The organism is Hoeflea sp. Naph1 (genome assembly GCF_046837775.1).
In the GTDB taxonomy this organism is placed as follows: Bacteria; Pseudomonadota; Alphaproteobacteria; order Rhizobiales; family Rhizobiaceae; genus Hoeflea.
This window is the reverse complement of the sequence record NZ_CP177286.1, coordinates 2,400,669-2,422,986: the sequence shown is the minus strand read 5'-3', so window position 1 is coordinate 2,422,986 and position 22,318 is coordinate 2,400,669. Positions and strand designations below refer to the sequence as shown.

General features: G+C 60.2%; 18 protein-coding genes. 9 read left to right on the top strand and 9 right to left on the bottom strand.

Going from position 1 to position 22,318, the window contains the following annotated elements:
* The first annotated feature begins 52 nt into the window (after positions 1-52).
* Positions 53-964, top strand: a complete 912-nt coding sequence (locus ACK6D9_RS11455) for a DMT family transporter (RefSeq protein ID WP_412048624.1) — start codon at positions 53-55, stop codon at positions 962-964.
* Between the two features lie 75 nt (positions 965-1,039).
* Positions 1,040-1,768, top strand: a complete 729-nt coding sequence (locus tag ACK6D9_RS11450) for a DUF3750 domain-containing protein (RefSeq protein ID WP_412048623.1) — start codon at positions 1,040-1,042, stop codon at positions 1,766-1,768.
* A gap of 15 nt (positions 1,769-1,783) precedes the next feature.
* Here the strand turns inward: ACK6D9_RS11450 and parC are convergent, their stop codons facing one another.
* Entirely contained in the window at positions 1,784-4,030 is a 2,247-nt protein-coding gene (gene parC, locus ACK6D9_RS11445; protein ID WP_412048622.1) for a DNA topoisomerase IV subunit A, read from the bottom strand.
* Positions 4,031-4,240: 210 nt separating this feature from the next.
* On the opposite strand from parC, the gene ACK6D9_RS11440 reads away from it, so the two are divergent.
* Positions 4,241-5,440 carry a hypothetical protein gene (locus tag ACK6D9_RS11440; protein WP_412048621.1) on the top strand — a complete coding sequence of 400 codons (1,200 nt, stop codon included), beginning with the start codon at positions 4,241-4,243 and terminating at the stop codon, positions 5,438-5,440.
* A gap of 242 nt (positions 5,441-5,682) precedes the next feature.
* The gene (locus ACK6D9_RS11435; protein WP_412048620.1) at positions 5,683-5,841 is read left to right on the top strand and encodes a hypothetical protein; all 159 of its coding nucleotides are present in this window, start codon (positions 5,683-5,685) and stop codon (positions 5,839-5,841) included.
* 98 nt (positions 5,842-5,939) lie between these two features.
* On the opposite strand, the gene aspS is transcribed toward ACK6D9_RS11435, so the two are convergent.
* The gene (aspS, locus tag ACK6D9_RS11430) at positions 5,940-7,727 is read right to left on the bottom strand and encodes an aspartate--tRNA ligase (RefSeq protein WP_412048619.1); all 1,788 of its coding nucleotides are present in this window, start codon (positions 7,725-7,727) and stop codon (positions 5,940-5,942) included.
* A 220-nt stretch (positions 7,728-7,947) separates the two neighbouring features.
* Between aspS and ACK6D9_RS11425 the strand changes: the two genes are divergently transcribed.
* Together ACK6D9_RS11425 and rnd are read left to right on the top strand one after the other, a co-directional pair.
* Positions 7,948-9,231: an MFS transporter gene (locus ACK6D9_RS11425; RefSeq protein ID WP_412048618.1), complete on the top strand. Its 1,284-nt coding sequence runs from the start codon at positions 7,948-7,950 to the stop codon at positions 9,229-9,231.
* Positions 9,232-9,246: 15 nt separating this feature from the next.
* Positions 9,247-10,392, top strand: coding sequence for a ribonuclease D (gene rnd / locus ACK6D9_RS11420; protein WP_322988467.1), 1,146 nt, complete (start codon positions 9,247-9,249; stop codon positions 10,390-10,392).
* A gap of 25 nt (positions 10,393-10,417) precedes the next feature.
* Here rnd and ACK6D9_RS11415 read toward each other — a convergent pair whose 3' ends face one another.
* The 6 genes from ACK6D9_RS11415 to ACK6D9_RS11390 all read right to left on the bottom strand — a co-directional run bounded on the left by ACK6D9_RS11415 (position 10,418) and on the right by ACK6D9_RS11390 (position 18,335).
* A complete protein-coding gene (locus tag ACK6D9_RS11415) occupies positions 10,418-11,713 on the bottom strand; it encodes a cyclopropane-fatty-acyl-phospholipid synthase family protein (protein ID WP_322988456.1) in 1,296 nt (431 codons plus the stop codon).
* Between the two features lie 153 nt (positions 11,714-11,866).
* On the bottom strand, positions 11,867-13,393 hold the full coding sequence (locus ACK6D9_RS11410) for a Ppx/GppA family phosphatase (RefSeq protein ID WP_412048617.1): 1,527 nt from the start codon (positions 13,391-13,393) through the stop codon (positions 11,867-11,869).
* Between the two features lie 242 nt (positions 13,394-13,635).
* Positions 13,636-15,858: an RNA degradosome polyphosphate kinase gene (locus ACK6D9_RS11405; RefSeq protein WP_412048616.1), complete on the bottom strand. Its 2,223-nt coding sequence runs from the start codon at positions 15,856-15,858 to the stop codon at positions 13,636-13,638.
* 57 nt (positions 15,859-15,915) lie between these two features.
* A complete protein-coding gene (gene hdaA, locus ACK6D9_RS11400) occupies positions 15,916-16,620 on the bottom strand; it encodes a DnaA regulatory inactivator HdaA (protein ID WP_412048615.1) in 705 nt (234 codons plus the stop codon).
* Positions 16,620-17,747: an AI-2E family transporter gene (locus tag ACK6D9_RS11395; RefSeq protein WP_412048614.1), complete on the bottom strand. Its 1,128-nt coding sequence runs from the start codon at positions 17,745-17,747 to the stop codon at positions 16,620-16,622. The genes hdaA and ACK6D9_RS11395 overlap by 1 nt, the downstream gene beginning before the upstream one ends.
* Before the next feature lie 42 nt (positions 17,748-17,789).
* Positions 17,790-18,335, bottom strand: a complete 546-nt coding sequence (locus ACK6D9_RS11390) for a CDP-alcohol phosphatidyltransferase family protein (protein WP_412048613.1) — start codon at positions 18,333-18,335, stop codon at positions 17,790-17,792.
* Positions 18,336-18,537: 202 nt separating this feature from the next.
* Here ACK6D9_RS11390 and purM point away from each other — a divergent pair, with 202 nt between their 5' ends.
* The 3 genes from purM to ACK6D9_RS11375 all read left to right on the top strand — a co-directional run bounded on the left by purM (position 18,538) and on the right by ACK6D9_RS11375 (position 21,724).
* Complete coding sequence (gene purM / locus ACK6D9_RS11385) at positions 18,538-19,608, top strand: phosphoribosylformylglycinamidine cyclo-ligase (RefSeq protein ID WP_412048612.1); 1,071 nt, start codon at positions 18,538-18,540, stop codon at positions 19,606-19,608.
* The gene (purN, locus tag ACK6D9_RS11380; RefSeq protein WP_322988463.1) at positions 19,605-20,228 is read left to right on the top strand and encodes a phosphoribosylglycinamide formyltransferase; all 624 of its coding nucleotides are present in this window, start codon (positions 19,605-19,607) and stop codon (positions 20,226-20,228) included. The genes purM and purN overlap by 4 nt, the downstream gene beginning before the upstream one ends.
* 221 nt (positions 20,229-20,449) lie before the next feature.
* Positions 20,450-21,724, top strand: coding sequence for a class I SAM-dependent methyltransferase (locus ACK6D9_RS11375; protein ID WP_412048611.1), 1,275 nt, complete (start codon positions 20,450-20,452; stop codon positions 21,722-21,724).
* 120 nt (positions 21,725-21,844) lie between these two features.
* On the opposite strand, the gene ACK6D9_RS11370 is transcribed toward ACK6D9_RS11375, so the two are convergent.
* Positions 21,845-22,267 (bottom strand): organic hydroperoxide resistance protein, encoded by a 423-nt coding sequence (locus ACK6D9_RS11370; protein ID WP_412048610.1) that lies wholly within the window; start codon positions 22,265-22,267, stop codon positions 21,845-21,847.
* Between the last annotated feature and the right edge of the window lie 51 nt (positions 22,268-22,318).

Genomic DNA, 22,318 nt, shown 5'->3' with positions numbered 1-22,318 from the left:
ACCGCCTATGGCAGGGATCGCAACATCAGACGCAGATTGGGGCAATTCGTTCATGCAGGACCAACTCCAGCAAGCAGCCGACCACCGCAAGGGCATCATGATCACGGCGTTTGGCGGCATGATGCTGACCATCGACATCCCGTTGCTGAGGCTTTCACAAAGCGACGCCTGGTCGGCACTCACGATCAGAAGTACGTTGACCTTTCTGGCGGCGCTGATTGCCTGGAGCGTGATCCGGTTTGTCTTCAAGCGGCAAATACCGTTGATCCCGGGAAAGGCCGGCCTGCTGGTGGTATCGCTCTACAGCCTCGCCTCGATCGCCTTCCTGCTGGCGGTGTTCAACACCACCACGGCGAACCTGGTGTTCATACTGGCGTTCAATCCGATGTTCTCGGCCTTGCTGGCCTGGTGGCTGGTGGGTGAAAAACCCAAACCCCAGACATTTGCGACCATGCTGGTGATGCTGTTTGGCGTGTTGTTGATTGTTTCCGACGGCATCAAGGCCGGCAATCTGGCCGGCAATCTGTATGCGCTTTTAGCCAGCCTGATTCTGGCCAGCGCCATTACCTTCAGCCGCAAGGCGCGCACCGACATGGGCTTTGCGCCGCTGTTGGGGGCGCTCGTGCCGGCGATCGTCGGATTTACCATGGTCGGCGGCGTTTCCGGCCTGGTCGTGGAGGCGCCAGTCTGGTTGGTGCTCAACGGGCTGATCGTCATCCCGATTTCGTTCTGGTGTCTGGCCACCGGCCCGCGCTACATTTCCGGACCGGAAGTGGCGATGTTCTATCTGCTTGAAACCATTCTGGCGCCGATTTGGGTGTGGATGATCTTCGCCGAGGCGCCGACCATGATCGGGCTGATTGGCGGGGCGATCATCATCACAGCTCTGGTCGGACATTCAGTGTGGCGGTTACTGGAACACCGGCGCGCCGTGCGCACGCTGGCGCCGCGGCATCCTGTGTGAGGCGCATGGCCGCAATGTCGTCGCACAAGCGTGCTTGGGTCGCTCACTGAGCACACAGGATCCGCGCCGCCCGTCATGAAAAAGCTCGTCGCCTTCATTTTTCTCTGTTTCATCCTGCCGGCGCTGGCGTCGCTCGGGGTACGGGTTGCCAGTTCGCAGCCGGGGTCCTGGCGCACCGCGGATTGGTCGTCATCGGGACTGCTGCCCACCGCTGGCAGCGATACACCTGCCGCAATTTACGTGATGACCGCCAGAACCGGCGGCCTGAAAGGCGCGCTGGCCGTGCACAGCTGGATCGTCACCAAGGCCCCTGAAGAGGCTCACTACACCCGCTACGACAAGGTCGGCTGGGGCAGCCCGATCCGGATCAACAACTATCCTGCCGATGGCCGCTGGTATTCGAACGAGCCGGAAATTCTGCTGGCGCTGCATGGTGCGACAGCCGAGAAGCTGATCCCGAAGATCGAGGCAGCAGTTGCAGGCTATCCGCATGCCGAGCGCGGCGATTACAGCATCTGGCCCGGGCCGAACTCCAATTCCTTTATCGCCTACGTGCTTCGTTCAGTGCCGGAGCTTCACACGACACTGCCTCCCGAAGCGATTGGCCGCGACTACCGGCCATTCGGCGATTTTGTCACCTTGTCGGAAGATTGGCGCAATCTGGAACTGTCGCTGGGCGGCTATGCCGGGGTGGCATTGGGCGAATTGTACGGGCTTGAAGTGCGACTGGGAGGGCTGGTGTTCGGCATCGACATCGCCCGGCCGGGCATCAAGCTTCCCGGCTTCGGCCGCATCGGCGTGTGATGCGGCCGTATCGGTTCAACTGAACTTGCCTGACCTCGGGAAGCCCTTCGGCACCACTCGGCCGGCGGTCGCGCGGTCGGCGATCCACTCGGTAAGTTCAGCCTGCTGGCGATTATGGGCACGACCGGCGCTATCTTCCCAGGTCAGGCCATCGGCCATCGCAAAACAGCGGATATCGGCAACGCCACCGTCCTTGTAGCGCTGCAGCCGCACACCCTTGCCGCGGCTCATTTCCGGCAATTGCGAAATCGGGAAAATCAGCATCTTGCGGTTCTCGCCGATGATGGCGACATGATCGCCCGTCACCGGAACACACAGCCGGGTCTCGACCGGCAGGCTGACATTCATGATCTGCTTGCCCTTGCGGGTATTGGCGACCATGTCCTTCTCGGCGACAATGAAGCCGTTGCCGACTGTTGAGGCCAACAGCAGCTTGCGCGCAGGGTCATGGATGAAAGCCGTCAACACATCCTGGTCATTGTCCATGTCGACCATGATCCTGAGCGGCTCGCCATGGCCGCGGCCGCCGGGAAGTTTATCGGCACCCAGCGTATAGGCCTTGCCGCCGGTGGTAACGACGACGATCTTGTCGGTGGTGTGCGCCGGAAACGCCAATTTCAGCGCGTCGCCATCCTTGAACTGCAACGCAGCGTGATCGGCGAGATGGCCCTTCATGCCGCGGATCCAGCCCTTTTCGGATATCACCACGGTGATCGGCTCTTTTTCGATCATCGCTTGTTCGATGGCGGCAAGATCAGCAACCGGTGCCTGTGCAAACTTGGTACGGCGGGCGCCAAGTGCAGTTTCTTTGGAGAAGGTCTTGCGGACATTGCCGACTTCCCAGGCAACCGTCTGCCATTGCTTGGCGTCTGATGCGAGCAGGGATTCGATTTCGGCCTTCTCGCCGGTCAGGCCATCGAATTCCTTGCGGATTTCCATCTCTTCAAGCTTGCGCAACGACCGCAGCCGCATGTTGAGGATCGCTTCGGCCTGAACATCGCTCAGCTCAAAGGTCTTCATCAATTCTTGCTTCGGCTCATCCTCCTCGCGGATGATGCGGATCACCTCGTCGAGATTGAGATAGGCGATGAGAAAGCCCGACAGCAGCTCCAGCCGGCGCTCAATCGCTGCCAGCCGGTGGCGCGAACGGCGCTGCAGCACTTCGCGGCGGTGCGCCAGCCATTCGCTGAGCACTTCCGCCAGGCTCATTACGCGGGGCACTTTGCCCATCGACAGCACGTTGAGATTGAGCGGAATGCGGTTTTCGAGTTCGGTCAGCCGGAACAGCGATTCCATCAGCAGCGTCGGATCAACCGAGCGGCTCTTGGGGATCAACACCAGACGGACATCTTCAGCCGACTCGTCACGCACATCGTCGAGCAGCGGCAGCCGGCGGGCGATCAGCAGTTCGGCGATCTTTTCAATCAACCGTGATTTCTGCACCTGGTAGGGCATCTCGGTGACGATGATCTGGTAACCGCCACGGCCGGTGTCCTCGGTCTCCCATTTGGCCCGAACGCGAAAGCCACCGCGGCCGGTCTTGTAGGCCTCGAGGATCGATTCGCGGCTGTCGATGACAATGCCGCCGGTGGGGAAATCCGGGCCTTCGACATATTGCAGAAGATCTTCGACTGTCGCATCGGGTTTGCGGATCAGCGCCAGCGCGGCGTCGCAGAGTTCCGCTGCGTTGTGCGGCGGGATCGAGGTCGCCATGCCGACGGCAATGCCGGTGGCGCCGTTGGCGAGAAGATTGGGGAACGCGCCCGGCAGGACCACAGGCTCGCTGTTTTCCTCATCATAGGTGGTGCGGAAATCAACCGCGTCTTCGCCGATGCCCTCGATCAGCAATTCCGCCACCGCGGTCATCTTCGATTCGGTGTAGCGCATGGCCGCGGCGTTATCGCCGTCGATATTGCCGAAATTGCCCTGACCGTTGACCAACGGGTAGCGCACGGCGAAATCCTGCGCCAGCCGCACCAGCGCGTCATAGATCGACTGGTCGCCGTGGGGATGGAAATTACCCATCACCTCACCAACCACCTTGGCGCATTTCTTGAATGACCCGGCTGACTTGAGCCCCATCTCGCTCATCGCATAGACAATGCGGCGATGGACCGGCTTCATGCCGTCACGCACATCGGGCAACGCCCTGTGCATGATCGTAGACAAAGCATAGGCCAGATAGCGCTCTTCCAGCGCTTTCTTCAGATCAACAGGTTGAATATCATCGCCACCACCGGGCGGAAGCAGGCTTTTTCCCATGGCGTCGGGTTACCGGAAGGGGTGATTCGGGGCAAGAGGCAGGCCAGATGCGGCTTTGTATAGATTCACCGCGGCTTCGGGGAGCGCCATTTTTCTGCCGCTTAGACCCTGCTCAACTGTGGACGGCTCCCCCCAGCCAACGCTAATGTCCGAATTGATCGTTTTCGCAATCAGGGCGCTGCCCCCCAGGGATACCGGAAGGAATTATCTATGAGGATCTACTCACATATGGCGCGCGCTGCCGCCACATCGGCGATGGTCGTCTCGTTGAGCGCCTATTCCTCCGTTGCATTCGCGCTCGACACCGACGACTTCGCCACCAAGGTTGCCGCCATCGGCAGCCAGGGCGGCACCAAGATGACCTTTGGCGCCATCGAGGCGGATGGCGACACCGTCGTGCTCAAATCCGTGCGCCTGACACCGGGCGGCGAACAGCCGGTCGAACTCGGCGACGTCAGCTTTGAAGGCATCGAAGAAGAGGATGACGGCGCCTATTCTGTGGAACTGGTAAAGTTTCCCGATGTCGACGTCACCAACGAGGGCGGCCATCTGTCGATTGTCGATATCGAAATCGGTGGTTTGTTTGTTCCCGAAACCATGACTTACGACACGCTCGACAACATCCTGTTCTACGAAAGCATGTCGACTGGTCCGCTCAAGGTAACCCGCGAGGGTAACGAGGTGTTCTCGATGTCAGGCATCGAGCTTGAGGTGAACCGGGCCGACGATGATTCCACAGTCGGTGTGACGCTGAACGGCACCGGACTTCGCGCCGATATCAAGCAGATCGACGATCTCAAGCCCAGGCAGATGCTGAATGATCTCGGCTACGAGACCCTGACCGGCGATCTTGTGCTCGACGCCAACTGGGATGTCGAAAGCGGCACGGTGAAATTGAACGAATACGGGCTCACACTCAATGACGTCGGAAAGCTCGCCGTACAGCTTGAAATTTCCGGTTACACCATGGAATTCATTCAGGCAATGGAGCAAGCTCAGACCGCTGCTGCCGCCAATCCCGATGCAGAGGCGGCCCAGCAGGCAATGGGATTTGCGATGTTGGGGATGCTGCAGCAGTTGACCTTCAACTCGGCTTCAATCCGCTTTGACGATGCGTCGGTGACCGAAAAGGCGCTGGCTTATGCGGGCAAGCAACAGGGCATTTCTGGCGAGCAAATGCGTCAGGCGGTCAAGGGGATGATGCCGCTGATGCTCGGTCAATTGGGAATCCCTGCCCTGCAGCAGCAGATTTCCGCTGCCGCCAACATCTATCTCGACAATCCCGGCAACCTCACCGTTTCGGCCAAGCCCGCATCGCCCGTGGCCGTGCCGGTGATCATGGGCGCCGGCATGGGCGACCCGCGTTCGCTGGTCGACCTGCTCAATGTCCAGGTGACGGCGAACGACTGACTGCTGCTGTTATGCACCCAACTTCAGAAGGCCCGGCTTGCGAGAGAGCCGGGCCTTCTACCTGACCGATCAGCCTTGCGACGTCAGCGAAGATAATGCGCGGTGCGAAAGATAAACGCGCGCACCGGATTGTGTTGCCCTTGGCGCGCGCCCGGCGCAAGATGGGCTTTACCACTCCAAGGTTCGACGGGCACCGATTCCCGCCCGGGACCTTGTTCTCCTGCCCGCACTGGACCCATCGCATGATCCGCTTCAAGGCCAAGACCGACGAAAAGCCGACGCCACCTGCAAAGCCCACGGCGAAAGCCAAACCTGTGGAAAAGGCCAAGGCCAAGGCCAAATCCACAGAGGACAAGGATCTTCTCGATCTGACTCCGGATCAACCGGCGTCGGAAGACTGATAGGCATCGTTTTCTGAATGCGCATAGAAAAGCCCGGGCAAACAATAGCTTACCCGGGCTTTTTCGTGTCTTGATTCCGGCTACGGCCGACTTTTGGCCTACTCGACCTTGGGCGGGATGGCGCGGATCGAGAGATCGCGCAACTGGGCCGGAGAGGCCTGGCTCGGTGCCCCCATCAACAAATCGGCGGCCTGCTGGTTCATCGGGAACAGCGTGACTTCGCGCAGGTTCTTGGCGCCCACCAGCAGCATCACGATCCGGTCAACACCGGCAGCCATGCCGCCATGCGGCGGCACACCATACTGGAATGCCCGGTAGAGCCCGCCAAAGCGTTCCTCGACATCGGCCTGACTGAGGCCAACCATTTCGAAGGCCTTGACCATCAGTTCCGGCGACTGGTTGCGGATCGAGCCCGAGGCAATCTCGAAGCCATTGCACACCAGATCGTACTGATAGGCCTTGATCGTCAGCGGATCCTGGTTCTCGAGCGCTTCCATGCCGCCCTGCGGCATCGAGAACGGGTTATGGGCAAACTCCACCTTCTTGGCTTCCTCGTCCCATTCATAGAACGGGAAATCGACGATCCAGCACAGGTCGAAGCGGGCGTGATCGACCAGTTCCAGTTCTTCGCCAACCCGGGTGCGGGCATCGCCTGCGAAGCGGTAGAATTTCGTGGGATCGCCAGCGACAAAGAAGCAGGCATCGCCGTCTTCCAGGCCCATCTGTGTGCGGATAGCCTCGGTGCGTTCCGGACCGATGTTCTTGGCGAGCGGGCCGGCGCCGGCCAGCGCTTCGGCTTCGGTGCGCCAGAAGATGTAGCCCAGGCCCGGCTGACCCTGGCCCTGTGCCCAGGAATTCATCCGGTCACAAAATGCGCGGGAACCGCCGGTCTTGGCCGGGATTGCCCAGATTTCGACCTTGGGGTCGTTGGCAATCATGCCGGCAAACACCTTGAAGCCGGAACCGGCGAAATGCTCGGTCACGGCCTGCATTTCGATCGGGTTTCTCAGGTCCGGCTTGTCAGAACCATATTTGCGCAGTGCTTCGGCATGGGCAATACGCGGGAATGTCTGGCTGACCGGCTTGCCCTCGGCAAAGGTCTCGAAAATGTCGCGCAGTACCGGTTCCATGGTTGAAAGCACTTCGTCCTGCTCGACAAAGCTCATTTCCAGGTCAAGCTGGTAGAACTCGCCCGGCAGCCGGTCGGCGCGCGGGTCTTCGTCGCGGAAACACGGCGCAATCTGGAAATAGCGGTCAAAGCCGGAGGCCATGATCAGCTGCTTGTATTGCTGCGGCGCCTGCGGCAGGGCGTAGAACTTGCCCGGATGAATGCGCGAAGGAACCAGGAAGTCGCGTGCGCCTTCAGGCGACGAGGCGGTCAGGATCGGCGTCGAGAATTCGGTGAATCCCGCCCCTTCCATGCGTCGGCGCATGTCCGATATGATCTTGGTGCGGCTGACGATGTTCTTGTGCAGGGTTTCGCGGCGCAGGTCGAGAAAACGGTATTTGAGCCGCACATCCTCGGGATAATCGGGCTCGCCGAACACCGGCAGCGGCAGTTCCTTGGCCGCCGACAACACTTCGATTTCCTGGGCGAAAACCTCGACTTCACCGGTATCGAGATTGGAATTGATGGTGTCGGAGGTGCGTTCCTTGACGACACCGTCGACACGGATCACCCATTCGCTGCGAACCTTTTCGGCGGTCTTGAACGCGGGCGAATCCGGATCGGCAACCACCTGGGTGATTCCGTAATGATCGCGCAGGTCGATAAACAGCAAGCCACCATGGTCGCGCACACGGTGTACCCATCCCGAAAGGCGGACATTGGCACCGGTATCGTCCTTGCGGAGAGCTGCGCAGGTGTGGGAACGGTAGCGGTGCATGGCATATCCTCGATGGCTGGGTCCGGCGGATCAGCGGAAGCGATGGCTCGGGTCCGGTGCGGTTCGCGCACGGTCAAAATCGCGCGGAAAAGCGCATGACCGACCGATTTTGTCAAGGCTGAAGGCGGCAAAGGGGTTGTGCAAAGCCCGGTTTAACGGGCGACGCTCAACCAATTTCACTATAGGGGTTGAACCATTCGTTTTTCCAGCCCGGCCATCCATGCACTCGCTCCGCCCCCTGATCCCGCTTTTGACCACCGCCGGCGTGCTGCTGGCGGGCAATGGCCTGCAGGGTACGCTGATTTCCTTGCGCGGTTTGGAGGAAGGGTTTTCACCGACGGTGATCGGTCTGGCCGGAGCCGGTTACTATCTCGGCTTCATCATCGGCTGCTGGATGACGCCGTGGCTCTTGAGGTCCACGGGCCACATCCGCGCTTTTGCGGCGCTGGCGGCAATTGCGGCCTGCGCCTCGCTGGCGATGGTGCTGATCATCGACCCCTATGTCTGGTTCGTGCTGCGGTTGATCACCGGCATCTGCTTTTCGTCGCTGTTTGCCAATGTCGAAAGCTGGATCAACTCTCAGGTCACCAACTCCAACCGCGCCCGCACATTGTCGATCTACCGCTTTGTCGATCTCGGCGCGGTGACCCTGTCACAGTATATGCTGCCGGTGTTCGGCATTGGCGGGTTCGAGATCTTCGCGGTGATGACCATGCTGATGATCCTGTCGATCGTCCCGGTCTCTTTGGCTGACCGCTCCAATCCGGCGCCGCCTGCGCCCTTTTCCTTCAGTCCGAAACGGATCTGGGCGATCTCGCCGCTGGCCTCTGCCGGAGCCATCACGGTCGGCCTGACCAACGCCTCGTTCCGCTCGGTCGGGCCGCTTTATGCGGAGGGCCTGGGCCTTGATGTCGGCGACATCGCCTCGTTCATGAGCGCCGGTATTGTCGGCGGCATCGTGCTGCAATATCCGCTTGGCTACCTCTCCGACATCATCAGCCGCCGCTCGGTGTTGATGATGGCCACCACCGGATCGGTGCTGGCGGGACTGTTCATGGTCTGGTTTGCCGGCGACAACGTGACGTTGACGCTTGTTGGCATCTTTCTGTGGGGCGCGTTCACGATGCCGCTGTTTTCGCTGTCCTGCGCCCATGCCAATGACCGCGCCGAGGCGGGCGAGTATGTGCAGATCGCCTCCGGCCTATTGTTCTTCTGGGCCATCGGCGCATCGGTCGGGCCACTGCTGGCGGCGGTCATGGTGGACTGGTTCGGGCCGGTCGCATTTTTCAGCTTTGTTGGCGCGATGCACGGCGCCTTCCTCATCTACACCATCGTGCGAATTCTCCGCGGTGCGCCTGATGAGCCCAGCCGCAGCCGCTTCGCGGCGCTGCTGCGCACCTCCCCGGTGTTCGCCCGAATGGCAGAACAATCCGCCAACAGCGATTTCAAACCTGACGCCACCAATCAACCGTCAGGGCAAGACAAACCCGAAAAATCCGGATAAACGCCACATATGGACATGATTACTACGACCGAGGCGCTTGCCGCCTTTTGCGCCCGGCTCGCCAGCCACGACTTTGTCACCGTCGACACTGAATTCCTGCGCGAGACTACCTATTGGCCCGAACTGTGCCTGATCCAGATGGCCGGTCCCGAAGACGAAGGGATCGTCGACCCTATGGCTAAGGGTATTGATCTCAAACCATTTTTTGACCTGATGGCGGATGCCTCGGTGGTCAAGGTGTTCCACGCCGCCCGGCAGGACATTGAAATAGTGGTCAAGCTCGGCGACCTCGTGCCGCACCCGATTTTCGACACCCAAGTGGCTGCCATGGTCTGCGGATTTGGCGAATCAATCTCCTATGACCAGCTGGTGTCGCGGATCAGTGGCGCGCATATCGACAAGTCGTCACGCTTTACCGACTGGAGCCGCCGGCCGCTTTCCGACAAGCAACTCGACTATGCGCTGGCCGATGTCACCCATTTACGCGACGTCTATAGCGAGCTGGTACGGCGGCTCGCGACTGAAGGCCGCGGCCATTGGGTGGCCGACGAGATGGCGGTGCTGGAATCGCGCGCGACCTATGAGCTGGACCCGGCTGATGCCTGGAAGCGGCTGAAGATGCGGGTCAAAAAGCCGGTGGAACTGTGCGTGCTGCAGCATCTGGCTGCCTGGCGCGAGCACGAGGCGAAGGCACGCAATGTGCCGCGCGGCCGGGTATTGAAGGATGACGCACTCTACGAGATCGCCCAGCAGCAACCGCAGGACGCCGAGGCGTTGTCGCGGCTGAGAACCATCCCGCGCGGCTGGGAGCGCTCGGCGCAGGGCGGCAAGATGCTCGAAATCGTCAATGAAGCGCTGCAAACACCCAAGGAAGACATGCCACGCCTGCCCCGCCAGAAGCAGGCACCGGAAGGCGCCCAGGCTGCAGTCGAACTGTTGCGGGTGCTGCTCAAACTGACTGTCGAGAAGGAAAATGTGGCTGCCAAGATCATTGCCACTGCCGATGATCTCGAGGCAATCGCAACGTCAGGCGACGACGCCGATGTCGCGGCGCTGAAAGGCTGGCGGCGCGAATTGTTCGGCGAGCAGGCGCTCAAGCTGATCCGTGGCGAACTGGCGCTGCGCTTTTCCGGCAAGAAGGTCGACGCGCTGGAGCTTTAAGCAACCACGCGTCCTCAACTTCGGCTCAGTCGTAAAGATCGGCGCGGGTTGGCGGCAAGCCCGCTGCCCCCCGCCTCACCTTGGTAGCCACGGTCTGGTATAGCCGCACCGTGTTGCGTTCAAAGGCAATCGAACAGCCCCCGAGATAGACCAGCCAGAGACGGGTCTTGACCTCGCCAACCTCGGCGACAGCAGCGTTGTAATTTGCCAGCAACCGGTCGTGCCAAAGCCTGCAGGTGCGCTGATAATGCTCGCGCCAGTTTTCCACGTCATGCACCTCGAAGCCGTGCTGTTCCAGCATGGTGATGGTATTGCCTATGTGATCGAGTTCGCCGCCAGGAAAGATGTATTTGGTCAGCAGCGCGAATTCCTTGTTCTTGCGGCGGAAGGTCTTCGCGTCCTTCTTGGCCGGTCGGGTGATGGCGTGGTGGAGATAGATCCCGTCCGGTTTAAGCACCCGAGCGACGGTGTCGTAATAGGTCGGGTAATTGTCGATGCCAATGGCTTCATGCATGCCGATCGAGGAAATCTTGTCGAACTGGCCCGTGACATCGGCATAATCGGTGAGCAGGAAAGTTACACTGTCTTCCAGAGCCAGTTGCCTGGCCTTGGCCTGGGCGTATTCGAGCTGACGCTGCGACAGCGTGACGCCCGTGACATGGACACCATAATTGGCCGCGGCGTGGAGCGCCAATGAACCCCAGCCAAAACCGATGTCGAGCATCCGGTCGCCGGGCTTGAGCCGCAGCTTGCGGCAGATCATGTCGAGCTTATCGCGTTGAAGCTGGTCGATGCCGTTGTCCCACTTGGTGCAGTAGCCGCAGGTGTAGACCATCTGCTCATCGAGGAAGAGCTTATAGAAAGCATTGGAGACATCGTAATGATACTGGATGTTTTTCTGGTTTTCCTCGCGGTTGCCATCGGAGGGTTTTTCATCGGGCTGATCGCTGAGCGGCCAGGGCCCGCCCTTGCCGACGAACAGGAATTTGCGCGCCGTGTTGAGCGCCAGATACTTGCTCAACTGCTTGCGGATCAACCGGGTGCGCACCTTCGGACGGCGCGCCACCAGATCAAACATGTCACCATTGACGAGATCAATACGTTTGGAGACCCAGAGGTTGAGCAGGGTTTCGGGATTGGGCGAACGCATCAGGGAAGCGAAGACGCCTTCATCGGCAAATGCAATCGCGAAGGCATCGAGGGCAAGGTTCTCGGGAACCGTGGTGCCATCCCAGAGCCGGAAACCGATATCGAGTTCGAGGATTTTGCGCGCGTGGTCCAACAATTTGCGGACGCTCTTGAGCCGGCTTTGTGCACTCATCGCTACTACTCCAAATAAACACCGATCCCAGCTCCCGGTGACACTGCAACTGCAACGATGTCGCCTATTTCAGGCGAACTATCGCTTCTATGCCGATGTGACGTCACACACCGACCAGGATAGGGCCGAACCGGATACGCCGCACGGGCATGTTCAAACCAGGCGGAAACTCAGCTTCTTGCCGGTCAGCTTGGCCAGTTGCTGCAGACGCCCTTCGAGCCGTTCGCCGATCATTGCCTCGAACGCCCGCGGGACCAAGAGCACAATGTCGGCGTCGCCATCAGCCGGTCCCGCCGCCTCGAACTTCAGATGCGGCACGACACCCGGCATCGAGGCGGAAAACAGATAAACGACACGCAACATGCCGCCGAGCAGCTTGGCGTATTTGAGATATTTCGAGCCGGCGATCGCCGCCAGCCGCGAAGAAACGCCGTCGTCGTTGAGGCCTTCAAAACGGAAGTAATTGGCCAGTGCAATATAGACACGGCCACCGTGGGAGATGCCGGTAAATGTGCCATGGGCAATGATGTTGAGAGCCTGCAGACCGCGGTAATCGGGGTGCGCACGCCAGGAAATGTCGGCCAGCAAGCACGCCGCCTGGCGATAGCGGGCATCCTCTTCGCTCTCCTCAACACCGAAAACCGGAAACATGCGACCGGTCCAGGCCGCCAGTTCACGGGCATGTTCGGGAGAGCGGGCGCGCAGGATGGCCAGTTCGCCGGCTGCAGTGAGCAACGGGTCACGTGCTGCCTCGTCACTGGAAAGCAAGGAATGCAGATAGCCCTCGCGCACGCCAAGTGCGGAAAAACTCACTCGCGCCGCCTTCATGATTGTCAGCGTTTCCTGCAACACCACCGCGCCAAAAGGCAGAAGCGCACGCCGGTTCTTGGAGATTCCCTTGAACTCGTCGAGCCGCGATTGCTTCATCGAGGCGACCTCGCCCAAAAACTCGATTGCCGGTGCGGCATCGATTTCATAGGCCTGCATCATGTGCAGCGGGTAATTGCCGATCTCCATGTGCAATTTGGCAATGTTACGCCAGGTGCCGCCAACAGCGTAAAAGGTGCGCCCGGCTCCGCCCTTGAGCACCGGCGACTTCTTGAGATAAGGCCGGGCGATCGACCGTGCCTTGGAGACCGAGTTGCCGGACAGTTCGGAGAGACGTAAACCGCCCAGCGGCAGCGTCTGCCCGCCCGAATGGCGGTCATCATCGACATCCACCAGTTCCAGTGATCCGCCCCCGAGGTCACCGGCGACACCATCCGGATCGTAATATCCCGAGATAATTCCCTGAGCGGAAAAACCGGCTTCCTCGACCCCGGTCAGGACCCGGATGCGGCAATCGAGGATGGCTTCGGCCTGTTCGATAAAGCTGGCGCCGTTTTCCGCTTCACGAGCCGCCGCAGTTGCCAGAACGTGCAACTCCGAGGCGCGGGCCTGTTCGGAGAGCGCGCGAAACCGCTTCAGCGACGCCAACGCGCGGGAAATGGCGGTTTCGTCCATGCGGCCCGTTGCGGCAAGCCCCTTGCCCAGTCCGCACAACACCTTTTCATTAAACAGCACCGAAGGCGCTCGGCCCAGTCCTTCGTAGATAACCAGGCGCACCGAGTTTGAACCGATGTCGATCACTGACACCGGATGAATACCGGGCAACCGGCCCTGCGCTTCTGATTCAACCATATAATTGGCGTTTCACAGTTAGAGTGAGCCCGCCCCGCAGGTGCGAAACGGATCAGAGTGCGGTGTATCTGAGAGCCTCTTACTAGAGATCAGGCCGGGCCGAAACCCGCCTTTGGTTATCAAATGGGATGTTGTCAGGCAGACCCGCGGTCGGCAACCGCCACTGGCTGCCGCCGGCAAGACGCCATGGCGTACTCCTGGTGGCGCTGACAACGCCTCCTCCCACCCCATGCAAATCCCGCCTAGGCGGGCGGGGATTTGGGGCGGGCTGTCCGCGCCAGGCGATCGGCAATCAGCTTGGGGGCGTTGGACTTCAGGGCCTCACCGCGGCCCGACAGGCTCGGATTGGTCATGAAATAAAGCTGTGAGTTAAACGGTTCCTCATCGACGCCCGGTTCGATCCTCCGCGATGTCCCATCCGGCAGAATCTCGTAGCTCTGCTGATTATCGATCATGTTGCCGAGCATGATCTGCGAGAGCACCTGTTCATGCACGGTCTTGTTGACGATCGGCACAAGGGTTTCGACCCGCCGGTCAAGGTTGCGCGGCATCAGATCGGCCGAGCCGATATAGACCAGGCCTTCGGCTGAAGGCAGACCATGGCCATTGCCAAAACAGTAGATCCGGCTGTGTTCAAGGAAACGCCCGACGATCGATTTGACATGAATATGCTCGGAAAGTCCTGGAACCTGCGGCCGCAGGCAGCAGATGCCGCGCACCACCAGATCGATTTCGACACCGGCCTGGCTGGCGCGGTAGAGCGCATCGATGATTTCGGGATCGACCAGAGAATTCATTTTCATCCAGACAGCCGCCGGTCGCCCGGCCCTGGCGTGCATGATCTCCGCTTCGATATTGTCGACAATGCGAGTACGCAGGTTCAGCGGCGAGACGGCAAGCTTGCTGAGGTGTTCGGGTTCGCCGTAGCCGGTGATGAAATTGAATACATGGGCAATGTCGCGGGCAATCTCCGGATCGCAGGTAAAATAAGACAGGTCGGTGTAAATCTTGGCCGTGACCGGGTGGTAGTTGCCGGTGCCGAGGTGGCAGTAGGAGACCAGCCGCCCCTCCTCCCGCCGGACGATCAGCGACATCTTGGCGTGGGTCTTGAGTTCGATAAATCCGAACACCACCTGCACGCCGGCGCGTTCGAGGTCGCGCGCCCAGCGGATGTTGGCTTCCTCATCAAACCGGGCCTTCAATTCCACCAGGGCTGTGACCGACTTGCCGGCATCGGCCGCATCGATCAACGCGCGGACAATCGGGCTGTCGTTGGAGGTGCGGTAGAGCGTCTGCTTGATGGCCAGCACATCGGGATCACGCGCTGCCTGGAACAGAAACTGGACGACCGCATCAAACGATTCATACGGGTGGTGAACGATCAGGTCCTTTTCGTGGATCGCCGCGAAGGTATCTCCGGCATGCTCGCGAATACGTTCGGGAAATCGCGCATTGTAAGGCTCGAACTTGAGATCATCGCGCGGCGCCTTGGTAATTTCCGACAGCGTGTTGAGCGCCAAGAGCCCCGGCAATACAGCAATGCGGTCTTCCGGCACATTGGTCTCATGGGCCACAAAATCGCGCAGGCTTTGCGGCAGTTCGGAATCGAATTCGATGCGGATCACCGAACCACGGCGGCGACGCTTGAGCGCACTTTCGAACAGCCGCACCAGATCTTCGGCCTCTTCCTCGACCTCGATATCGGAATCGCGGATGATCCGGAATGTGCCCGATCCGCGAACCTCGTAGCCGGGATAGAGCGAGGATATGAACAGGCTGACCACGTCTTCGAGCGTAATGTAACGAATCGCGCCATCGAGATCGGGCAAACGCAGGAACCGGTCCAGTGCCACCGGCAGGCGGATCAGCGCCGTCATTGGCTCATTGGCGGCTTTCGAAGCCAGTTGCAGACAGATCGAAAAGCCCAAATTGGGAATGAACGGGAACGGATGCGCTGGGTCGATCGACAGCGGCGTGAGCACAGGAAAGATCGACTGCAGGAACTCGTTCTCCAGCCAGTCCATATCGCCTTGCGACAGACCTGATGGCCGTATGAAAAGGATTTTCTCGGCAGCCAGATGCTGTTGCAGGATGGCCAGCGAGGCCTGCTGCTCAAGCTGTAACCCGTCGATCTCCCGAAGAATCCGCTCGAGCTGTTCGTTTGGCGACAAGCCGTCGGGCGAGCGATTGGAGATGCCTTGGCGAACCTGACCTTCCAGCCCGGCCACACGGACCATGAAGAACTCGTCGAGATTGGCCGCCGAGATCGACAGGAAGCGGACCCGTTCAAGCAGCGGATGGCTTACGTTGAGAGTTTCTTCAAGCACACGGCGATTGAATTGCAGCCAAGAAAACTCGCGGTTGACGAAGCGTTCTGGGCTGGTGAGCAAATCGGTTCCCGGCGGCAGGTCGGCAACAGGATCAACCCGCAATTCGCTCGTGCCAGTGCTTTCGACATTATCCATTCCGTGCTCCACAACCTTCAATCCGAAGGCACCCTGTATAGCACAACAAAGAAGGATCTATGACAGTTCGGTGTCAACTGCGCCGGCTTCCATTTCGGCCAGCACTTCGGCAGCAAGCGCGCGGGTGATCCTGGAGCCGCGCGCCAGTGCCAACTGATCAAGCCGGGTAACAATCCGTTGCGCGGCGGCCAGCGAGCGCTCCATCCGGGCGACCAGCCAGAAGATCAGCTTGTCGTCGACCTTGACCTGGCGATCGGCGAACAATTTGACCAGTACCTGGGCCAGCAGTTCCTCGTCCGGCTCGCCGATCTCCACCACCGTGGCCGCCTTCAGCCGCGAGGCAAGATCGGGCAAGGAGACATTCCAGCCGGCAGGCCACAGCCGCGTGGTGATCAGCACGGCTGTGCCATGTTCGCGCACCGCGTTGATGAGATGAAACAGCGCGGTTTCATCAAAACCGTTGCGGTCGATGTCTTCGATCAGCACGGGCCCCCTCGACGCAGTTTCAATCGCGCTAGCATCGGGGCTGCGTATATCGACGCTGCGGGCACCAACCCGTTCGGCCCATATTCCCGCCAGATGCGATTTCCCCGATCCGGTTGGACCTGCGACAATCACCACCGGGGACGGCCAGTCAGGCCAGCGGTCAACGATCGCCACGGCAGCGCTCAACCGGTCGGAGACGATCAAATCGTCACGGCCAGAGGCCGGGTCGTGGCTGAACTGAAGCGGCAATTGCCGTGTCGGGGGCCGCCTGGACATCAGTCAGGCACTTCGTTGTCAGTCACGCCGGGTTGCTCGCGCAGCAGCCGCTGGCGTCCGTGATAGAGATCGCTTTCGAGATAGCGCGAGATCCCGAAGCGGACCAGCACACCCACCGACGCCGCTGCAGGCACTGCAATCATCATTCCGACAAAGCCGAACAGCGCGCCAAAGGCAAACAGTGCAAACATCAGCCAGACCGGATGCAGGCCGACAGATGAGCCGACCAGCCGCGGCTGCAGGATATTTCCCTCGAAGAACTGGCCAACAACGAAAACCGCGATCACCGCACCGATCATGAAAAAATCCGGCCAGAACTGAACGATCGCCACCACCAGCGCCAGCACCAGCCCGACGGTCGAGCCAACATAGGGAATGAAGCTGATCACCCCGGCAAACAGGCCGATCAACAGGCCGAAATTGAGCCCGATGATGGAAAGGCCGACAGCATAGATCACACCCAGGATCACGCAAACGCTGCCCTGCCCGCGCACGAAACCGGCAATTGCGCGGTCGATCTGCCGCGCCAGATCGCGCACCGTGTCGACCTGGTCGCGCGGCACCCAGCTATCGACTTTTTCAACCATCCGGTCCCAGTCGAGCAGCAGATAGAACGCCACCACCGGGGTGACCACAAACAGAGCTGCGATATCGAGCAGCGCCATGCCGGAATTCCAGATCTGCTGGAAAATCGTGCCGACAAAGCCCGCCCCCTCTTTAAGCAGCGCCGCGAAACTGTCCTTGATCTGCGCCAGCTGGCCGCTCAGCCAGTCTGGAACAAGGACGGAATCCGACGACAGCAATGCCTGCAGCTCGGTGATATAGCCAGGAATGCGCCCGCCCAGATCGGCGGCCTGGGTCACCAGAACCGGAATCAGCACGATCAGCGCAATCGCAAACAGCGTCACGAAGGCGATCAGGATCATCAGCGTCGCCATCAGCCGCGACAGGCCATGGCGCTCGAACCAGTCGGCAACCGGATCGAGAAAGTAAGCCAGCGCCATGCCGGCGATGAAAGGCAGCAAGATCGACCTGAACACCATCAGGAAGACGACGAACACCGCCAGTGCCAGGAGCCAGAAGAAGACTTGCCGCCGAAACGCCGCCGGATCGATTTGGGTTGTCATGCTCACCTCGCTTGGCTACCGATTGACGCCGGCCGCTGCAGTTTAACCCGCTTCCTGCTCAGCGGTCATGTGCTTGAGCCAGGTAACGAAATAGGCGCTCGCCGAAGCGATGGTCAAGCCCGCGACCGCATAGTTCGCCCAGTAAAGAACCGCATCAAGCTCGGCCAGACCGGCCAGATCGCCCAGCACAAGGCCGACCAGAATGATCTGGGCGGTGGTGTTGGCCTTGGAGACCAGCAACGGCTGCATCGTCACCGGGTTCTCCATCAGGCTCGACAAAACCACTGCGGCAACGATCAATCCGTCGCGAAACACAACCAGGATGACCAGCCAGGCAGGCAGCACCCCGAGCCAGCCCAGCACGACGAATACGCTGACCAGCAGGAACTTGTCGGCCGCCGGATCAAGCCAGCTTCCCAGTTCCGATTTCTGGTTGAAGCGCCGGGCGACGAAGCCGTCCAGCGCATCCGACACGCCGGCCAGCAGAAAAAGCACGAACGCTGTCACCATCTGGCCATTGATCATGGCGAGAATGATCACAGGGACCATGATGAAGCGTGCGATGGTGATGAAGTTGGGCAGGGTCATGCAGCTACTTTTCCTGACTGGGCCCGATATGGCGATCCCGGTATGGCAATCCAAGGGATGGCGCACCGCTTGCAGGCCGTTGTCCCCGTTTTTTGAGCAGATTGTCTTAGGTCGCAGCACGCTGCGACTTGCGGAAACGCCCGCAAAATGCCATTTCCCGCACTTATCATAGCTCCCTTTGCAATCAAGGACGACAAACCTGATGGCGGATCCGAAAAACGGCCTGACCTATGCCGACGCAGGTGTTGACATCGATGCCGGCAATGAACTGGTCAATCGCATCAAGCCCCTGGTGCGGTCCACCCGCAGACCCGGCGCGGACGGCGAGATCGGCGGCTTCGGCGGATTGTTCGATCTTAAAGCCGCAGGCTTTACCGACCCGGTGCTGGTGGCCGCCAATGACGGCGTCGGCACCAAGCTGATGGTGGCGATCGAATCCGGTGTGCACGACACTGTCGGCATTGACCTTGTCGCCATGTGCGTCAACGATCTGGTGGTTCAGGGTGCCGAACCTCTGTTTTTTCTTGATTATTTCGCCACCGGCAAGCTCGATCCGGCTCAAGGCGCGGCGATTGTCAGCGGAATAGCGCAAGGCTGCCTGCAGGCAGGATGCGCACTTATTGGCGGCGAGACCGCCGAGATGCCGGGCATGTACCGCGAAGGCGATTACGATCTGGCGGGCTTTGCCGTCGGTGCTGCCGAGCGCGGCCGGCTGTTGCCGTCGGGCGAAATTGCGCCAGGCGACGTGCTGCTCGGGCTGGCGTCATCAGGGGTCCACTCCAACGGCTTTTCGCTGGTACGCCGGATCGTTGAACGCAGCTGCTTGGGCTATGATGCACCAGCCCCGTTTGCCCCCTCGACCAGTCTCGGCGCGGCATTGATGGAGCCGACCCGGATCTATGTAAAATCGCTGCTGGCGGCAATTCGCGAGACCGGCGCAATCAAGGCGCTGGCACATATCACCGGAGGCGGCTTTCCGGAGAACCTGCCGCGGGTGCTGCCGCAGGGACTTGCCGCCGAGATCGACCTCGGAGCAATCTCGCCACAGCCGGTATTCTCCTGGCTGGCGCAAACCGGCGGCGTTGCCATGGAAGAGATGCTGCGCACGTTCAATTGCGGCGTCGGCATGGTGGCTGTTGTCAGTGCAGCCGACAGTGACACTGTGATCAAGGCACTCGAAGCGCAGGGCGAAAGCGTCATCCGACTTGGACGGCTGGCAGAGCGCAGCGACGGAGAAGCCGGAGTTATCTATCAGGGAAGCCTGGCGCTGTGAGCCAAAAACTCAAACAGCCGGTCGCGATCCTGATCTCGGGTCGCGGATCCAACATGGGCGCGCTGATCGCCGCATCGCTGCACAAGGATTATCCGGCGCGCATCGTGGCGGTGATTTCCGACAGGGCGGACGCCAAGGGCCTCGACCACGCCCGCGAATTCGGCATCAAGGCGCTGGCTGTTCCGCGCGCAGACTATGATTCCAAGGCCGCACATGAAGCGGCAATCATTGCCGCCATCGACGATTCAGGCGCGAAATTCGTGGCGCTGGCAGGCTATATGCGCCTGTTATCGGGCGATTTCGTCAACACCTATTCGGGGCGAATGATCAACATTCACCCATCACTGCTTCCCGCCTTCGCGGGACTAGCCACCCATGAGCGGGCGCTGGCAGCCGGCTGCCGGGTACATGGCTGCACCGTCCATTTCGTCACCGAAGCCATGGATGAAGGCCCCATTATCGAGCAGGAAGCAGTGCGGGTGGAAGCCGATGATACGCCCGAAACCCTTGCCGCGCGGGTGCTGGAAGCCGAACATCGGATTTATCCCAAGGCGCTGGCAATGCTGACAAGCGGCCAGATTCGCATGGGCCGCGGCGGCCGGACCCGATTCGCGGACTAGATCATTCCAACCCTGCATGATTAGTTGGCTGCACTGTTGACCAGCCATGCTGGGCTCCGAACCGGTTTTGCGTACAGTTAAAACCTAGTGCGGCTCTGCCCTATTGCATGTTGACTATAAATCTATTCTTATGAGCCGATACGTAATATTTCAAAGCGTTAGGGCGCGCTGTGCGGAATTTGCCGTTTGAAGTACGCTCTCATAATCAGATCGGAGGCGCCATGCTTTCGCTTTACAGCATGCTCGACAAGGTCATCAAGAATGGCCGACTGACGTTGACCGACGCCAAAGGCGTTACCCATTCATTCGGGGGCACAGCACCAGGCCCGGAAGCGGCGATCCGCTTCACAAAGGCCTCCACGCCGCTGCAGATTGCCATCAACCCCGAACTGAATGCGGCCGAAGCGTTCATGGACGGCGAACTTGTGATGGAGAGCGGCTCCATCCACGACCTGATGCTGTTGATTTTTGCCAACAAGACGCGTTTTGACCGCTCGCCGAACCAGATTTTCTGGCGCAGCGTGTCGCGCAAACTGCGGCGGTTTCAACAAAACAATGCGCTCACTAGGGCACGCGCCAATGTTCAGGCGCACTATGATATCGGCGAGGACATCTACAAGCTGTTCCTCGACCGCGACATGCAATATTCCTGCGCCTACTTTCCTGACGGCTCGAAGACGCTGGAAGAAGCACAGACACTGAAAAAGCGGCACCTTGCCGCCAAACTCAGGCTTGGCAATGGCCAGCGGCTTCTCGACATCGGCTGCGGATGGGGCGGCCTGGGGCTTTACCTGGCGCATGCGGCGGATATCGAAGTGGTCGGCGTCACCCTGTCGGAACGGCAATTGGCAGTTGCCCGCCGCCGCGCGGAAATCCTCGGGGTCAGCGACCGGGTGAAGTTCGAGCTGATTGATTACCGCGAGGTCGAAGGCAAATTCGACCGTATTGTATCGGTCGGCATGCTCGAACATGTCGGCGCGCACTTTCTACAGCCCTACTTCCTGACCGTGCGCGATCGTCTGGCGGACAACGGCGTGGCATTGATCCATTCAATATCCGGCATGTCACCGCCCGGTATCACCGGCCCTTTCCTGCGCAAGCATATCTTCCCCGGCGGCTATGCGCCGTCGCTTTCAGAAGCGGTTGCAGCGATCGAGCACACCGGCCTGTGGATGCTCGATTGCGAGATCTGGCGGTGCCATTACGGCTATACGCTCAGGCATTGGCGGGAGCGTTTCCTGGCCAATCGCGAGGCGGCGATTGCAGCCATGGACGAACGGTTCTGCCGGATGTGGGAAATCTATCTGTCGATGTGCGAATGCGCCTTTCTTCAAGGCACCAGCAATGTCGTTCAGATGCAGCTTGGCCGCGAGCGCGACGCCGTGCCGATCACCCGCGACTACATCGGTGAGGAAGAAGCACGGCTGGCGGAGCGGGAAAAAGAATTCCTCGAACGCGTCGTCGCCAGCGCCCATCAGGCACTTGAAGGCAACTAACCACTTCGTGGTGCGATCAAAGTTGTAACCGAGCCGCAAAGAGCCAACGGCGACTGGTCATGCTGTGCTGGCGCCCGGACCGTCAAAGGGCCGGACGCCCGTCTCTAGGGGCAGCCCCCTTCAGGCGCGGACTGGGGTGACGTTGAGAGTTCCGGAAATCGCGTGCGAATAGGGGCAGACCTTGTGGCCACCGGCGATCAGGTCGTCCGCGACATCCTTGTCGAGGCCCGGCAGATCAACCTTGATGCCGACATCAAGTCCGAAACCCAAATCCTCGCGCGGGCCGATACCGAGGGTAACCGTCACGGTCGAATTATCTGGCACCTGCACGTTTTTCTGGCCGGCATAGAATTTCACCGCACCGAGAAAGCAGGCTGCATAGCCGGTCGCAAACAGTTGTTCGGGATTCACGCCGCCGCCAGGACCGCCCATTTCCTTGGGGACAGCCAGATCCACATCGACCGCCCCATCTTCGGTTTTGGAATGACCGTCGCGGCCGCCGGTGGCGGTGGCCGCGACGCGATAGACAATCTTGCTTGGCATGGTATTCTCCTTTTGTACGATTCAATCGTGCACGATAAATATCGCACCGAA

Excerpts from the sequence above, each read along its gene's own strand:
- ACK6D9_RS11390 (WP_412048613.1), bottom strand. The coding sequence starts at position 18,335 with ATGACCCTGCCCAACTTCATCACCATCGCACGCTTCATCATGGTCCCT.
- ACK6D9_RS11395 (WP_412048614.1), bottom strand. The coding sequence starts at position 17,747 with ATGACAACCCAAATCGATCCGGCGGCGTTTCGGCGGCAAGTCTTCTTC.
- ACK6D9_RS11440 (WP_412048621.1), top strand. The coding sequence starts at position 4,241 with ATGAGGATCTACTCACATATGGCGCGCGCTGCCGCCACATCGGCGATG.
- parC (WP_412048622.1), bottom strand. The coding sequence starts at position 4,030 with ATGGGAAAAAGCCTGCTTCCGCCCGGTGGTGGCGATGATATTCAACCT.
- ACK6D9_RS11450 (WP_412048623.1), top strand. The coding sequence starts at position 1,040 with ATGAAAAAGCTCGTCGCCTTCATTTTTCTCTGTTTCATCCTGCCGGCG.
- ACK6D9_RS11410 (WP_412048617.1), bottom strand. The coding sequence starts at position 13,393 with ATGGTTGAATCAGAAGCGCAGGGCCGGTTGCCCGGTATTCATCCGGTG.
- ACK6D9_RS11405 (WP_412048616.1), bottom strand. The coding sequence starts at position 15,858 with ATGGATAATGTCGAAAGCACTGGCACGAGCGAATTGCGGGTTGATCCT.
- ACK6D9_RS11435 (WP_412048620.1), top strand. The coding sequence starts at position 5,683 with ATGATCCGCTTCAAGGCCAAGACCGACGAAAAGCCGACGCCACCTGCA.
- ACK6D9_RS11415 (WP_322988456.1), bottom strand. The coding sequence starts at position 11,713 with ATGAGTGCACAAAGCCGGCTCAAGAGCGTCCGCAAATTGTTGGACCAC.
- ACK6D9_RS11375 (WP_412048611.1), top strand. The coding sequence starts at position 20,450 with ATGCTTTCGCTTTACAGCATGCTCGACAAGGTCATCAAGAATGGCCGA.
- hdaA (WP_412048615.1), bottom strand. The coding sequence starts at position 16,620 with ATGTCCAGGCGGCCCCCGACACGGCAATTGCCGCTTCAGTTCAGCCAC.
- rnd (WP_322988467.1), top strand. The coding sequence starts at position 9,247 with ATGATTACTACGACCGAGGCGCTTGCCGCCTTTTGCGCCCGGCTCGCC.
- ACK6D9_RS11425 (WP_412048618.1), top strand. The coding sequence starts at position 7,948 with ATGCACTCGCTCCGCCCCCTGATCCCGCTTTTGACCACCGCCGGCGTG.
- aspS (WP_412048619.1), bottom strand. The coding sequence starts at position 7,727 with ATGCACCGCTACCGTTCCCACACCTGCGCAGCTCTCCGCAAGGACGAT.
- ACK6D9_RS11455 (WP_412048624.1), top strand. The coding sequence starts at position 53 with ATGCAGGACCAACTCCAGCAAGCAGCCGACCACCGCAAGGGCATCATG.
- ACK6D9_RS11370 (WP_412048610.1), bottom strand. The coding sequence starts at position 22,267 with ATGCCAAGCAAGATTGTCTATCGCGTCGCGGCCACCGCCACCGGCGGC.
- purM (WP_412048612.1), top strand. The coding sequence starts at position 18,538 with ATGGCGGATCCGAAAAACGGCCTGACCTATGCCGACGCAGGTGTTGAC.